The 13,916-nt window shown below is 70.3% G+C and carries 13 protein-coding genes; 3 read left to right on the top strand and 10 right to left on the bottom strand.

The window, feature by feature from the left end; genetic code table 11:
- Positions 1 to 96: 96 nt before the first annotated feature.
- Positions 97 to 645, bottom strand: a complete 549-nt coding sequence (locus AB0G52_RS38870; protein WP_361343675.1) for a cysteine hydrolase family protein — start codon at positions 643 to 645, stop codon at positions 97 to 99.
- A gap of 60 nt (positions 646 to 705) precedes the next feature.
- Between AB0G52_RS38870 and AB0G52_RS38875 the strand changes: the two genes are divergently transcribed.
- Entirely contained in the window at positions 706 to 1,266 is a 561-nt protein-coding gene (locus AB0G52_RS38875; protein WP_132892136.1) for a GNAT family N-acetyltransferase, read from the top strand.
- Here the strand turns inward: AB0G52_RS38875 and AB0G52_RS38880 are convergent.
- The 9 genes from AB0G52_RS38880 to AB0G52_RS38920 all read right to left on the bottom strand — a co-directional run bounded on the left by AB0G52_RS38880 (position 1,255) and on the right by AB0G52_RS38920 (position 12,708).
- Positions 1,255 to 2,763: a type VI secretion protein gene (locus AB0G52_RS38880; RefSeq protein ID WP_361343678.1), complete on the bottom strand. Its 1,509-nt coding sequence runs from the start codon at positions 2,761 to 2,763 to the stop codon at positions 1,255 to 1,257. The two genes, AB0G52_RS38875 and AB0G52_RS38880, sit on opposite strands and share 12 nt — an antisense overlap.
- Positions 2,764 to 2,774: 11 nt before the next feature.
- The gene (locus tag AB0G52_RS38885) at positions 2,775 to 4,190 is read right to left on the bottom strand and encodes an ATP-binding protein (RefSeq protein WP_132892134.1); all 1,416 of its coding nucleotides are present in this window, start codon (positions 4,188 to 4,190) and stop codon (positions 2,775 to 2,777) included.
- 14 nt (positions 4,191 to 4,204) lie between these two features.
- Positions 4,205 to 5,764: an SCO6880 family protein gene (locus AB0G52_RS38890; RefSeq protein WP_132892133.1), complete on the bottom strand. Its 1,560-nt coding sequence runs from the start codon at positions 5,762 to 5,764 to the stop codon at positions 4,205 to 4,207.
- Positions 5,761 to 7,140, bottom strand: coding sequence for a hypothetical protein (locus AB0G52_RS38895; RefSeq protein WP_361343682.1), 1,380 nt, complete (start codon positions 7,138 to 7,140; stop codon positions 5,761 to 5,763). Before AB0G52_RS38895 ends, AB0G52_RS38890 begins: the two co-directional genes overlap by 4 nt.
- Positions 7,130 to 7,960 carry a hypothetical protein gene (locus AB0G52_RS38900; protein ID WP_361343685.1) on the bottom strand — a complete coding sequence of 277 codons (831 nt, stop codon included), beginning with the start codon at positions 7,958 to 7,960 and terminating at the stop codon, positions 7,130 to 7,132. Before AB0G52_RS38900 ends, AB0G52_RS38895 begins: the two co-directional genes overlap by 11 nt.
- Before the next feature lie 141 nt (positions 7,961 to 8,101).
- Positions 8,102 to 8,410: a hypothetical protein gene (locus AB0G52_RS38905; protein ID WP_046732870.1), complete on the bottom strand. Its 309-nt coding sequence runs from the start codon at positions 8,408 to 8,410 to the stop codon at positions 8,102 to 8,104.
- A gap of 351 nt (positions 8,411 to 8,761) precedes the next feature.
- Entirely contained in the window at positions 8,762 to 10,069 is a 1,308-nt protein-coding gene (locus tag AB0G52_RS38910; protein ID WP_132892130.1) for a S53 family peptidase, read from the bottom strand.
- Between the two features lie 388 nt (positions 10,070 to 10,457).
- On the bottom strand, positions 10,458 to 11,825 hold the full coding sequence (locus AB0G52_RS38915; protein ID WP_361343688.1) for a S53 family peptidase: 1,368 nt from the start codon (positions 11,823 to 11,825) through the stop codon (positions 10,458 to 10,460).
- A gap of 280 nt (positions 11,826 to 12,105) precedes the next feature.
- Positions 12,106 to 12,708 carry a TetR/AcrR family transcriptional regulator gene (locus tag AB0G52_RS38920; protein ID WP_361343691.1) on the bottom strand — a complete coding sequence of 201 codons (603 nt, stop codon included), beginning with the start codon at positions 12,706 to 12,708 and terminating at the stop codon, positions 12,106 to 12,108.
- A gap of 107 nt (positions 12,709 to 12,815) precedes the next feature.
- On the opposite strand from AB0G52_RS38920, the gene AB0G52_RS38925 reads away from it, so the two are divergent.
- Positions 12,816 to 13,724: an oxidoreductase gene (locus AB0G52_RS38925; protein WP_361343694.1), complete on the top strand. Its 909-nt coding sequence runs from the start codon at positions 12,816 to 12,818 to the stop codon at positions 13,722 to 13,724.
- A 65-nt stretch (positions 13,725 to 13,789) separates the two neighbouring features.
- Positions 13,790 to 13,885: an SDR family oxidoreductase gene (locus tag AB0G52_RS38930; protein WP_207921878.1), complete on the top strand. Its 96-nt coding sequence runs from the start codon at positions 13,790 to 13,792 to the stop codon at positions 13,883 to 13,885.
- Positions 13,886 to 13,916: the final 31 nt, after the last annotated feature.

Genomic DNA, 13,916 nt, shown 5'->3' on the forward strand with positions numbered 1-13,916 from the left:
CGATGGTACTGCAGGGGGGACCCTGTGGGAGAGTAGGACGCCGCCGAACAAATATTGGGAAAACCCCCGCATCCACGGATGCGGGGGTTTTCTGCTTTAGAAGGTCACGTCCGCCGTCGTGACCGTGCCGCCCTTTCGTCCCGGGGCCTCCTGCCACTGCCAGTAGAGGTTCGTGTGCGCGATGACCTGCTGCGGGGCCGGCGCACCGTACTGCGTGAGGTCCTCCGTGGTATGGGCGTCGGACACCAGGGTCGCGTCGTACCCGCGGACGATCGCGCCGTGCAGGGTGGAGCGGATGCAGGCGTCGGTCTGGGCGCCGGTGACGACCAGGCGGCCCACCCCTCGCTCGGCCAGCACGGACTCCAGCTCGGTGGCCTCGAAGGAGTCGCCGTAGCGCTTGTGGACGAGGGGCTCGGTCGCCTCGCGGGTCAGCTCGGGGACGTACTCCCAGGGGGCGCTGTCCGGCTTCAGTTCGTCGCTGGAGTGCTGGACCCAGATCACCGGGACCGCCTCGGCACGTGCCTTGGCGATCAGGGTGTTGATGTTGACGATGACCTCGTCGCGGTTGTGGGAGGTGTTCACCACGCCGTTCTGCACGTCGACGATCAGCAGGGCGGTGTTCGGGCGGTTCGGCAGAGTCGTCATGACGTTCACGGTAGAGGGGGGCACTGACAACAGGGCCCGGGCGAGCGTTAGTTTGGCCGCATGAGTGCTTCGACCAGCAGTGAGTACGTCGTTCGTGCGATACGGGCCGACGAGTGGGAGGACGTCAAGCGGCTTCGGCTCGTCGCCCTGCGGGACCCGGTCGCGGACATCGCCTTCCTGGAGTCGTACGAGGAGGCGCTGGCCCGGCCCGACTCCTTCTATCAGGACCGGGCCGCGGGGTCGGCGGCGGAGGCCGGTGCGGCACGGCAGTTCATCGCGGAGGCGGCGGACGGGACGTGGGTCGGTTCCGTGACCGTGCTGATCGAGGAGGCCGGGTCGAAGGACTGGGCCGGATTCCCGGTCGAGCAGCGGCAGGGGCACCTCGTCGGCGTGTTCGTCCGGCCTGAGCACCGGGGGAACGGGCTGATCGGGGCGTTGTTCGACGCCGGGATCCGCTGGGCGCGGGAACGCGGTGCGGAGCGGATACGGCTGCTGGTGCACGAGGACAACGCGCGGGCCCAGGGGGCGTACCGCAAGGCGGGGTTCGTGCCGAGCGGGGTGCTCGTGCCGTTCGACAAGAACGCGGCCGAGACCGAGGTGGAGTTCGTCCTAGACCGGTAGTTCCCGGTGCGGCCAGCGGGACCGGGCCTGTTCGTGGGAGCGGAGCAGGGCGAGGGTCGGGAGACCCTGGTCCGGGCCGGTGGCGAGCAGGTCGGGCAGCTGCGGGAGGGGGGCCACGGCCGCCACGTCGTCCAGGACCAGGGTGAGTGGTGGGTCGAGCCGACCGGAGGATGACCGTTCGGCCATGCGCCGGCCATGCTCGACCACGCTTGAGACGAGGGCCGTCAGGAGGGGCATCGCGCCCGGGTTGGTCCTGGGGTCCTCGATGGATTCACCGACCACATAAAGCGTGCCCCCTTCGTGCACGAAGGAATCCAAAGCGAGGGCATCGGATCGGTTGGGATTGCAGGCCTCGCGGATGTTGACGGTGAAGAGCGCGGCCAGGGCCCGGGCCGTCAGTTCCTGGGCGACGTCCCGGCGTTCCGGGTGGGCGGTGAGGGCGGCCTCCAGTTCACCCGCGGAGCCGGGGGCCGCCTTCGGGTGGGTGCGGAGGGTCCGTACGGCGTCCTGGACGCCCGTGCCCTGGGCCCAGCGGTGGACGTGACGGATGGTGCGGTTCTCCAGGGCCGCAGCGTGCAGGTAGCTGCGCAGGAGGGTCTCGGCCGTCTCCGTGACCGCCTGGTCGATCTTCGCGGTGGGTTTCACGGGGGTCAGCAGGGACTGGGCGCGCAGGGCCGCGGTCGGTCTGTCCTCGCAGCCGACCGTGGGGGACCAGTGGAAGCGGGCGGGGGTGTCGCAGAGGTGGTTCGGGTCGTAGAGGAGGGCCGGGCCGAGTTTGGCCCTGGCGTCCTTGGTCTCGGACCACACGGTGGGGTTGGAGGTGACGACGAGGGCGGGGCCCGCCGCGTCACGGATGGCCTGTGTCGCGGTGGTCTGGCGGGCTTCGGCGGGGGCGATGTGGATCCTGGGGCCCGGGATGGCCTGCTGGGCAGAGATGGCCTGCTGGCCCGGGACGGCCTGCTCGGTGACGGGCGTCGGGACGGCCGGGCTCAGCAGGGCCTGGAACGGGGCCTCGACGGTCGCCCCTGCCGGGACCGGAGCCGGGGCCGGACCCGTGTCGACCGTCGTTGCCTGACCTGTTGGCGTCGCCTGATCTGCCGGTGTCGCCTGCCCGGCTGTCGCTCTTCGGTTTCTGCGGCCCGCGCGCCAGCGGGTCACTGTGCCCAGCACGAACACGGTGAGGACCAGCAGGATCATCAGCTGACCGAGGAACAGGCCCCAGAACAGGCCCCACCCGGACAGCCGGGCCGCCGGTGTGTCGGGCCAGGCGCCGGCGAGGTCGTGCGGTTCGCCGACGAGGTGGCGCATCGCCGGTGGCGTGTGGGTGAGGGTGACCGTCGAGGGCCAGTTGCCGTGGGCGAACCAGGCGGCCAGTCCCGTCGCCGTCCACACCAGGACCGTGACGCCCAGCAGGAACCCGAGTATGCCGATCAGCAGGCCGTCGGGAACGCCGCCACCGCCGCGGTGCTCCCGCTCCTGCCGAGGGTCCGGTCTCACGCACGGCCTCCCTACGCCACCGTCGACTCGGAGTCGCCGATGTGCTGTTCCACGAAGGCCGCCGCCCGCTGTTCCGCCTCCAGCTCGGCGGCGCGCAGCGCGTCGTCGGCGTCGGCCAGGTCGCTGGACGACTCGGTCATCGCGCGGTCGGTGAAGACGAGCGGGCGTTCCGTCTCGGTGACCAGGTGTTTGACCACCTGGACGTTGCCGTTGACGTCCCAGACCGCGATGCCGGGGGTGAGGGTGGGGATGATTTCCACGGCCCACCGGGGCAGGCCCAGGACGCGGCCCGTCGCCCGTGCCTCGTCCGCCTTCTGGGCGTAGATCGTGCGGGTCGAGGCCATCTTCAGGATCGCCGCGGCCTCCTTGGCCGCCGCGCCGTCCACGACGTCGGAGAGGTGGTGGACGACCGCCACGAAGGACAGACCGAGGCGCCGGCCGAACTTCAGCAGGCGCTGGAAGAGCTGGGCCACGAACGGGCTGTTGATGATGTGCCAGGCCTCTTCCACGAGGAAGATGCGCTTCTTGCGGTCCGGGCGGATCCAGGTGTGTTCCAGCCACACGCCGACGATCGCCATCAGGATCGGCATGGCGATGGAGTTGCGGTCGATGTGGGACAGGTCGAAGACGATGAGCGGGGCGTCGAGGTCGATGCCGACCGTGGTGGGGCCGTCGAACATGCCGCGCAGGTCACCGTCGACCAGGCGGTCCAGGACCAGGGCGACGTCCAGGCCCCAGGCCCGTACGTCGTCTATGGCGACGTTCATCGCCTCGGCCGACTCCGGTTCGGGGTGTCGTAGCTGTTCGACGATGTCCGTCAGGACGGGTTGGCGGTCGAGGATCGTCTCGTTGACGTAGGAGTGGGCGACCTTCAGGGCGAAGCCGGAGCGTTCGTCGAGGCCGTGGCCCATCGCCACCTCGATGATGGTGCGCAGCAGCGCGAGCTGGCCCGTCGTGGTGATCGAGGGGTCCAGCGGGTTGAGGCGGATGCCGTGGTTCAGGGCCGCGGTCGGGTCGAGCCGGATGGGGGTTATCCCCAGCTCCTCCGCGATGAGGTTCCACTCGCCGACGCCGTCCTCGCCCTGGGCGTCCAGGACGACGACCTGACGGTCGCGGAAGCGCAGCTGACGGAGGACGTAGGTCTTCTCCAGGGCCGACTTGCCGTTGCCGGACTCGCCGAGGACGAGCCAGTGCGGGGCGGGCAGCTGCTGGCCGTAGAGCTGGAAGGGGTCGTAGATGTAGCCCTTGCCGGAGTACACCTCGCGGCCGATGATCACGCCCGAGTCGCCCAGGCCGGGGGCGGCCGTGGGGAGGTAGACCGCCTGGGCCTGGCCGGTGGAGGTGCGGACCGGGGCGCGGGTCGTCTCGACCTTCCCGAACAGGAAGGACGTGAAGGCTTCGGTGAGGACGGACAGCGGGTCCCTCATCAGCGCATCAGCCTCTACCTTCGGATTCCGGTGGCGAAGGGCAGTGTGTTCACGAAGGCGCGGTGGTGCTCGCGGTCGCACCACTCCAGTTTCAGGTACGACTTTCCGGCGGACGCCCTTATGGTGCGCTTGTCGCGGTTGAGGGCCTCGGGGGAACGGGAGGAGACCGTGATGTAGCCGACCAGGTTGACGCCGGCGGCGCCGCTGGCCAGGTCCTCGCCGCGCTGGTCGAGGCGGTTGTGGGCGGCGATGTCACGGGGGTCGACGGTCCGGTTCATCTTGGCGGCGCGGGACGCCTCCGCCTCGTCGTTGGTCTTCTCCGTGAGCATGCGCTCGATGGCGACCTCGGTGGGTTCGAGGTCCATGGTGACCGCGACCGTGCGGATGACGTCGGGGGTGTGGACGAGGAGCGGGGCCAGGAAGTTGACGCCGACCGGGGTCATCGGCCACTCCTTCACCCAGGCCGTGGCGTGGCACCAGGGTTCGCGGGTGGACGACTCGCGGGTCTTGGCCTGGAGGTAGGTCGGCTCCATGGCGTCCAGTTCGGCCGGCCAGGCGTTGCGCTGGGTCATCGCCTGGATGTGGTCGATGGGGTGGTCCGGGTCGTACATGGAGTGGATCAGGGAGGCGAGGCGGCCCTGGCCGAGGGGCTGCCGGACCCGGATGTCCGCTTCCTGGAGGCGGGAGCAGATGTCGGTGAGCTCGCGGGCCATGACGACGGCGAGCCCGGAGTCGCGGTCCAGTTTGCGGCCGGCCTGGGGGCGGGCGGCGCGGGCCATGGCGTGTGCCTCGGCGGCCAGCTCGCGGGAGTAGTGCATGCAGGCGACGAGGTAGGCGCGGTGCTGCTCGCTGCTGGTGGAGACCATGGACTGCAGCTGGTCGTACGACTGCGCCAGCCAGGCCGGTGCCTTGTCGTCGCCGCGCTGGGCGACGTCCTTGGCGTGCGCGTCGGGGTCGGCGGGCAGGGTGCGGGCGAGCATCTGGAGGCGGGTGACGAAGCCGTCGCCGTTGGCCACGTGCTTGAGGAGGGTGCCGAAGCGGTCGACGAGGGCTTCCTGGTCCTCGGAGTCGCGCAGGCCGACGCCCGGGCCCTCGATCTCGATCGCGGCCGTGACCGTCTTGCGGTCGGCGTGCAGGAGTACGGCGATCTCGTCGGGGCCGAAAGGGGCGGCGAGCCAGCTGATGCGGCCGATGCCGGGCGGCGGGCCGATCTCGACCTCGCGGCCGTCGATGCGGGTGCCGGCCTCGCTGGCGGCGGAGCGGTAGACGGTGCCCGAGCGCAGGGTCCGCTTGTAGCTGCGGTTGATCTCGAACCACTTGTAGAACGTGCGGCGCTTGTACGGCACGTAGACCGCGGCCAGCGCGAGCAGCGGGAAGCCCATCAGCAGGACGATGCGCAGGGAGAGGATCGGGACGAGGAGCCCGCACATCATGCCGAGGAACGCGCCGACGATGATCAGGCCGATCTCGCCGGACTCACGGTTGCGGCCGACGATCGCGTTCGGCCGGGCGCGGCCGATGAGATACGTGCGGCGAGGCGTCATCGGATGGGACAGATGGGACTCGGTCGTCAACGCCCCTCACCTCCGGAGCTGTTGTTGCGGGTGTTGCTGGCGTGCGGGGTGTTCGCCGGGCTGGGCGCGCGGGGCGCGGGTGCGGCGGAGGGGACGGATCCGCCGCCGCCGGAGGCGCGGGTGCTGTGCGCGGCGACGCCGCCCGAGGCCGGGTTGGCGGGGCGGGCGGCGGAGGGGCCGCCGCCGGAACCGCCACCGCCGCCGTTGTTGTCGGCGCGGGCGCTGTGGGTGCGGATGCCCTGGGCGACCAGGTTGGCGGGGCTGCTGATGACGGCGGCGGCCTTGCCTTCGGCGCCCTGCATGATGCGGTTGTTGCGGCCGCTCGCGATCTCGTCGCCGAAGCCGGGGACGAAGCGGTAGATCATCGCGCTGGCGAAGATGGCGAGCAGGATGATGGCGAGGCCGGAGACGACGGCGGAGAAGGCGTCGGGGCCGCCGTCGGAGGAGAGCGCGCCTGCGAGGCCCAGCACTATCACGATGACCGGTTTCACCAGGATGACGGCGATCATGATGCCGGCCCAGCGGCGGACGTGGCCCCACAGGTTCTTGTCGACGAGGCCCGCGTAGACGACGGTGCCGAGGAGGGCGCCGACGTAGAGGAGGGCGGCCCTGATGACCAGTTCCAGCCACAGGACGCCGGCGGCGAGGATGCTGACCAGGGAGACGACGATCAGCATGATGGGGCCGCCGCCGATGTCGTCGCCCTTGTTGAGGGCGTCGGAGAAGGTGCCGAAGAACGTGTCGGTCTGGTTGCCGGTGGTCTTCGCGAGGACGTCGGTGACGCCGTCGGTCGCGGAGACGATGGTGTAGAGGATCAGCGGGGTGAAGGCGGAGGCCAGCACGGTCAGCCAGAGGAAGCCGACGGCTTCGGAGATGGCGGTGGTGAGGGGGACGCCTCTGACCGCCCGCTTGGCGACGGCCAGCAGCCACAGCAGGAGCGTCAGGATCGTCGAGGCGGCGAAGACGACGGCGTACTGCTGGAGGAACTTCTCGTTGGTGAAGTCGACGTTGGCGGTCTCCTTGACGGCACCGCTGAGCTTGTCGACGGTCCAGGAGGCGGCTTTGGCGCAGCCTTGGGCGAGGGAGGAGAGGGGGTCGAGGGTGGAGGTGAGGGGGTTGTTGTCGACCCCACCACCACTACCGCTGCCGGCGCCGTTCTCGCAGTACTTCTTGGCAGGGCCGGCGATCAGCCCGCAGGCGTCGCTGCTCGACGAGGGAGAGGGGCTTGCGGAGGGAGAGGGGCTTGCGGAGGGGAAGGGGGACGACGCGCCGGGCGAGGGATCCGCGAAGGCACGGGTGGCGAGGAGGACGGCGGAGGCCTGCACGGAGGCCACCACGGCAGTGAGCTTGAGCGCGCGGTGCTGGCTAGCGGGCATAGGTGAACCCTCCGAACTCCCGGACCGCCTTGCTGATCTCGTCGGCGCCGGACACGGGATTGTCGCCGGTGACCGGGGTGGGGCCGGTCTTCTGGCTGGATTCGAGGACCTTCCAGTCGCCGCCGTTCCAGTTGAGCTTCATGGTGACGGTGAACCAGTTGCTGGTCACGGGGTTGGTCGAGGTACCACCGGCGATGCCGAACAGTCCGTTGCACCAGACCTCGACCGTGGCCGCGTTGTCGCTGTACGACGTGGCTTTGCTGCCGACCGGCAGGGTGCGGTTGACGAAGGTGCTGCCCGATGGGGCCGTGCCGTCGGGACTGAGCCCGACGTTCTTGAGGAAGCCGGCCGAGTAGTCGGCGTCGAAGCCCCCCTGCATCTTGTTCACGGTGCTCGGGTCGGCGACGGCTTGCACGATCGTGTGCCGCCTGGCCGTGTTGAACATGGCGTCCGAACCCAGTGCCGTCGCGTAGTTCGCCGCTGCGCTTTCGGCGCCCTGTTGGGTGTGGGCGAAGCCGGAGGGGATGCCGTTGGTTTTTGTTTCCACCGGCTTTGTGCCGGTTGCCGAGGTGGGTGATGTGGTCGGCCGGCTGCCGCTGCCGCCGGTGGTCGTGGCTGACGACGAGTCGTTGTTGTCGCCGTCGCCTCTGTTCGCGAAGGCGATCGCCGCGATCAGCAGGACGACCACGCCGACGACCGTGACCAGGCTCCGTGAGGAGGAGCGGCCGCCGCGGCGGGAGGCGCCGCCGTAGGGGTCGTCGGGCAGGCGGGTGCGGGTGTGGCCGGTCTCCGGGTAGCCGGGCTCGTCTCCGAGGCTCATGCCGCGTACTCCCCCTCCACGTCGTACCGGAACGCGTAGCAGTACGACGGTAGCCGTGCTGGTTCCCGCGCGGGCGCGGTGTGGTGACTCGACATCAGGGAAACGCAACCTCGGAGCGGGGAAGGGTGAGGTCCAGGCGGTCTAGACGGCCATGCCGTACACGATGGTGAACAGGGTGCCGAGGGAGCCGATGATGAAGACCCCGGTCAGTCCGGCGATGATGAGGCCCTTGCCCTGCTCGGCACTGAAGGTGTCGCGGAGAGCTGTGGCGCCGATGCGCTGTTTGGCGGCACCCCAGACGGCGATGCCGAGGCAGATGAGGATGGCCACGGCCATGACCACCTGGATCATCGTCTTCGCCTCGTTGCCCAGGCTGCCGAAAGGCCCCCAGTCCGGAGCGATTCCGCCGATGATGGTGTTGATGTCTCCCTTGTCGGCCGCGTAGAACATGTAAGTCACCGCCCCTGATGGGTAGTTCTGGCCGCCCCTGCCCGGTGCAGAGGTCACGCTCTATTCTCGCTGACAAAGCCGCCGGAGTATGTCGACTTGACGTCATTGATTGGCGGGTTTCGTACGAAAGTCTCGTACGGTCACTCTGTGTATCACGGCAGGTCACGCCGGGCAATGAGGCCGGAGCGGAACCTGTCGTGTGGTTCCGTCGTTGACCCTTTTCATGACCTGGCGCGTTTCTGACGGCCGGTCGGGTGACGGATCGAGACGATGTTCTCACGGGGGTCGTCGGGAAACGGCCGGTGGGCCCCGGCGCGAACGCCGGGGCCCACCGTTCCTCCTGAGACCGGGTCAGCCCGCGAAGGCGGTGACGCCCTCGGGGGTGCCCCAGCCGGTCGGGCCGTCGTAGCCGGTGGTGGCGGTGCAGAAGTACGAGGTGGTGCAGGTTCCGTTGTTGCCGCTGGTCACGTCGTTGAGGTTGGCGGTGCCCGCGTAGTTGTAGGGGAACTTCGCCGGGTAGGAGCCGCTGGACGGGGTGCCGGCGAGGGCGTAGACGCCCGCGATGATCGGCGCGGCGACGCTGGTGCCGCCGAAGGTGTACCAGCCGGCGGTGACGCCGTAGGAGTCGTAGACCGAGACGCCGGTCGCCGGGTCGGCCACCGCGGAGACGTCGGAGATCATGCGCTTGGTGCAGCCGGTGTCGGTCTGCCAGGTGGGCTTGGCGTCGTAGGCGGAGCAGCCGGAGCCGGTGCCCTCGGTGGAGCTGGTCTTCCAGACGGTCTCGGTCCAGCCGCGGGTGGTGGAGGACGTCGACAGCTTGGTGCCGCCCACCGAGGTCACGTACTTGGACGCGGCCGGGTACTCGGCCCCGTAGGCGCTGTCACCGGCGGAGACGGTGACGGCGACACCGGGGTGGTTGAAGTACGAGGTGTCGTAGGAGGTGTCCGAGGAGGACTCGGAGCCGCCGTAGCTGTTGGAGACGAACTTGGCGCCCAGCTTGACGGCTTCGTTCACCGCGGTGCCCAGGTTGGCCATGGTGGCGCTGGTGGCCTCGACGAGCGTGATGTTGCAGTTGGGGCAGATGGCGGAGGCCATGTCGAGGTCGAGGGAGATCTCCTCGGACCAGCCGGCGTCGGAGGAGGGCAGTGAGGTGGTGGAGCCGGTCTGGCTGACCTTCTTGAAGCAGCCGTTGGCCGTGGTGCAGGCGGACAGGCCGTAGTACGAGCGGTAGGTCGCGAGGTCGGACTCGGCGTTCGGGTCGTTGTAGGCGTCGACGATCGCGATGGTCTCGCCCGAGCCGTTCGAGGAGGCCGCGGAGGTCAGGCCGTAGGCCGACCGGAGGTTGGCCGGGCTGTAGCCGGACGGTGTGGAGGCGTCGGCGGCCTTGGGGGTGATGCCGGTCCGCGCGGCCTGCTGCTTCTGGAAGGCGGTGAGGCCGCCGGTGACCCGGAAGGAGTTGCAGGCCAGCTCGCCCTTGTGCTTGGGGGTGGCGCACGGGGTCGCGGTGTAGGTCACCTTCGACGCGGCGGCGGGTGCCGCGGTGGCCTGGACGGCGGTGCCGAAGCCGGCGAGGGCGAGGGCGGCGGTGGCCGCCGCGGCGGTGGCGATGCGGCGCCAGCCGCCGCGCAGGGACGATCTGCTGGGGGGAGTGGAACGCATGCGTGCAGCCTCCTGATGTTCCTCAATGGGGTGGAACAGTTCGAACAGGGGCAGTGCGGGTGCGATCTGGTACGGCGGTCCGCGAAGAGAATCCTTTGTTGAGTACGCGACAACAAGGGGTGCCGGGAATCCTGACGTCCGCATTGCCGAACGAGGCCTTCGCGTGACCCGCCGATGGCCGCCCGTTGTCCCGCGGGTGGCGGGTGCTTGACTCAACGCACAGGAAATTCAAGGGAGTTGCCAAGGCGTGAAAAGCGGCTGAGGACGAAAGACGGGCCACGGCCGGATGCCGTGGCCCGTCTCTCTTGCGTGCCGCCGAGGGGACCCCACGTCCCCCTCACTGTGGCGGCTCCCCGTGACCCGACGGGGAGGTCGATCGGTGCGGGGCTCAGCCGGTGAAGGCGCCGGTCCCCTCGGGGGTGCCCCAGCCGGTCGGGCCGTCGTAGCCCGACCGGGCGGTGCAGAAGTACGAGGTCGAGCAGGTGCCGTTGTTGCCGCTGGTGACGTCGTTCAGCGCCGAGGTGCCGGCCGCGTTGTACGGGTACTGGGCCGGGTAGTCGCTGCTGCCCGGGGTGCCCGCCAGGGCGTACACCGAGGCGATCAGCGGCGAGGAGGCGCTGGTGCCGCCGTAGGTGTTCCAGCCGGTGCCGTCGGCGCCGTAGGAGTCGTAGACGGAGACGCCGGTGGCCGGGTCGGCGACCGCGGAGACGTCGGCGATCATGCGCTTCGAGCAGCTCGCGTCGGTCTGCCAGCTGGGCTTGGCGTCGTAGGCGGAGCAGCCGGAGCCGGTGCCCTCCGTGCTCGACGTCTTCCACACCGACTCGGTCCAGCCGCGGCTGTTGGAGGAGGCGGACAGCTTGGTGCCGCCGACGGCGGTCACGTACCGGGAGGCGGCCGGGTACTCGGCGCCGTACCCCTCGTCACCGGCGCTCGCGGTGATGGCCACCCCGGGGTGCTTGTAGTACGAGGTGTCGTACGAGGTGTCCGAGGAGGACTCGGAGCCGCCGTAGCTGTTGGAGACGAACTTGGCGCCCAGCTTGACGGCCTCGTTCACCGCGGTGCCCAGGTTGGCGTCGCTCGCGGACTTGGCCTCGACCAGCAGGATGTTGCAGTTCGGGCAGGTCGCGCTGACCACGTCGAGGTCGAGGGACTCCTCACCGGCCCAGCCGCTGTCGGCGGAGGGCAGCGAGGTGGTGGAGCCGGTCTGGGAGACCTTGGTGAAGCAGCCGTTGTCGGTGGTGCAGTCCGGCAGGCCGTAGTACGAGCGGTAGGTGGCGAGGTCCGCCTCGGCGTTCGGGTCGTCGTAGGCGTCGACGATGGCGACGGTCTCGCCCGAGCCGTTGGCGGAGGCGGCGTCGGTCAGGCCGTACGCCGACTGGATGTCCGAGGGGCCGTATCCGGTGGGGGAGTCGGACGCGGCGTTCGGCTTGACGGTCCTGGGCGCGACACCCTTGACCGCGGCCTGCCTCTCCATGAAGGCGGTGGTGCCGCCGGTGACACGGAGGGCGTCGCGGGCGGCGAAGCCCTTCTTCGGGGTGGCGCCGCAGGCGGCCTTCTCGTACTGGACGTGGGCCTTCGCCACCTGGGCGGCGATGGCCTTGGAGCTGACCTTGGGGGTCGCGGTCGCGGGGGCCGCGGTGGCATGGGCCGCGGTGCCGAGGCCGGCGGCGGCGAGTGCCGCGGTGGCCGCGAAAGCGGTGCCGAGCCGGCGCCATCTACCGCTGGTGTGGGGGGAGCTGGGGGTGGACGTACGCAACGTACAGCCTCCTGGAAGAGGGGACAGAGGCCTGCGGGTGGGGGGCCACCGGGGTGGTTACCGGTGGGGGCGGCGGCCCGCGTCGACCATCGCGTTGTTGGGTACGCGACAACAAGATGGGTTTCGGAATCCTGACTTCCGCGTTACCCAAGGGCGGCGCGGGCTTACTGGTCAATGGCCGCCGGATGGCCGGAAGTTGGGGTTCGATTGACCCGGAGGGCCGAAGGGGGTGCCGGGCAATGCGCGTCGACGGCGCATCGGGGGGCGTAAGGGTCCGGTGTCAGCGGGGCTTGAGGCCGTGCAGCAGGAGATGGACGTGGCTCTCCAGGCCGGCCAGGGCCTCGTCCGCGGGCAGGGCGCCGGCGGCTATGAGGCTGGCGAGGCCGTGGATGCCGGCCGCGGCGGCGAGGGTGAGCTGCTCCGGGTCGCCCTCGATGATCTCGCCGTGCCTCTGTGCCTCCGCGGTCAGCCGGACGAAGGACCCCATGGACATGTCGACGGCTTCGGCCAGCCGCGCGTCGATGTCCGGATCGTGCTTGCGGGCGAACATCAGCGCGAGCAGCTCGGGGTTCTCGACGGCGAAGCCGAGGTAGGCCCGGGCGAGCGAGGTCAGGCGCGGCCCCAGGGTGGCGCCGGGCAGGTCCGCCGCGGCCAGGGCCCGGTTCAGGCGGTCGTAGCCGCTGAGCGCGAGCGCGTCCAGCAGGGCCTGCTTGTCCTTGAAGTGCCGGCCGGGAGCGGCGTGGCTCACCCCGATGTCACGGGCCAGCTCGCGCAGGGACAGGGCGGCGGTGCCCTTCTCGCGCAGGGTGCGCTCGGCGCTGGTGAGCAGGGCGGCGCGCAGGTCTCCGTGGTGGTAGGGGCGGCTTTGCGGCATGGGGGCCATCGTATCCCGATGTTGGCGCTGACAGCTTTGTGGACGCTGCCACCTTTGTGGGCGCCGTCATCTTTGTTGTCGTTGACAGCATTGTTGTCGACGCCTACATTGACGCCATGGCTGAGAAGAAGCACAAGTGGAACGTGAACGATCTCCCTGACCTCTCCGGCCGGACCGCCGTGGTCACCGGGGCCAACAGCGGTCTTGGCCTGGCGGCCACGGACGCGCTGGCGCGGGCGGGTGCCCATGTGGTGCTCGCGGTGCGGGACACCGGACGCGGCCGGGCCGCCGCGGCGAAGGTGCCCGGCAGCACGGAGGTGCGCCGGCTGGACCTGGCCGACCTGTCCTCGGTGCGGGAGTTCGCGGACGGCTGGGACCGCCCGCTGGACCTGCTCATCAACAACGCGGGGGTGATGATGCTGCCGGAGCAGCGCACCGCCGACGGCTTCGAGATGCAGTTCGGCACCAACCACCTGGGCCACTTCGCGCTCACGAACCTGCTGCTGCCGCACGTCACCGACCGGGTGGTCACCGTCTCCTCCGGTCTGCACCGCGGCGGCGACGGCATGATCCACTTCGATGACGTCAACCTGCGCGGCACCTACACCCCGACCCGCGCCTACGCCCAGTCCAAGCTGGCCAACCTGTTGTTCGTCCTGGAGCTCCAGCGCCGTCTCACGGAGGCCGGTTCCCGGGTCCGCGCGCTCGCGGCGCACCCCGGCTACGCGGCGACCAACCTGCAGAGCCACCACGCCAATCCGCTCGCCCGGCTGGGTATGGCCGTCGGCAACCGGCTGCTCGCCCAGGACGACCGCGCGGGCGCCCTGCCCACGCTGTACGCGGCGACCCAGGACCTGCCCGGCGCGAGCTACGTCGGTCCCGACGGCCTCGGGGAGATGCGGGGGGCGCCGACACTGGTCGGCCGCAGCCGGGCGGCGAGCGACCCGGCGGCGGCACGCCGGCTGTGGACGCTCTCCGAGGAGATGACCGGGGTCACGTGGACGCTCGGGACACGGGCCCTGTGAAACCGGGGGTCCTGTGAAGGCCCGGCGGACCTGGATGCGGTGAGCCGACACGACGTGCACGACGGATGGCGGGGATCGTCGTCCTCCTCGCGAGCGGGGCTGCTTCCTTCGTCACGGGGCAGACGATCGCGGTGGACGGTGGGATGACCACGACGTTCTGAGCAGGGCCGTCCGAGGCGGGAACGGACGGCC

Source organism: Streptomyces sp. NPDC021562 (assembly GCF_040640875.1).
Lineage (GTDB): Bacteria > Actinomycetota > Actinomycetes > Streptomycetales > Streptomycetaceae > Streptomyces.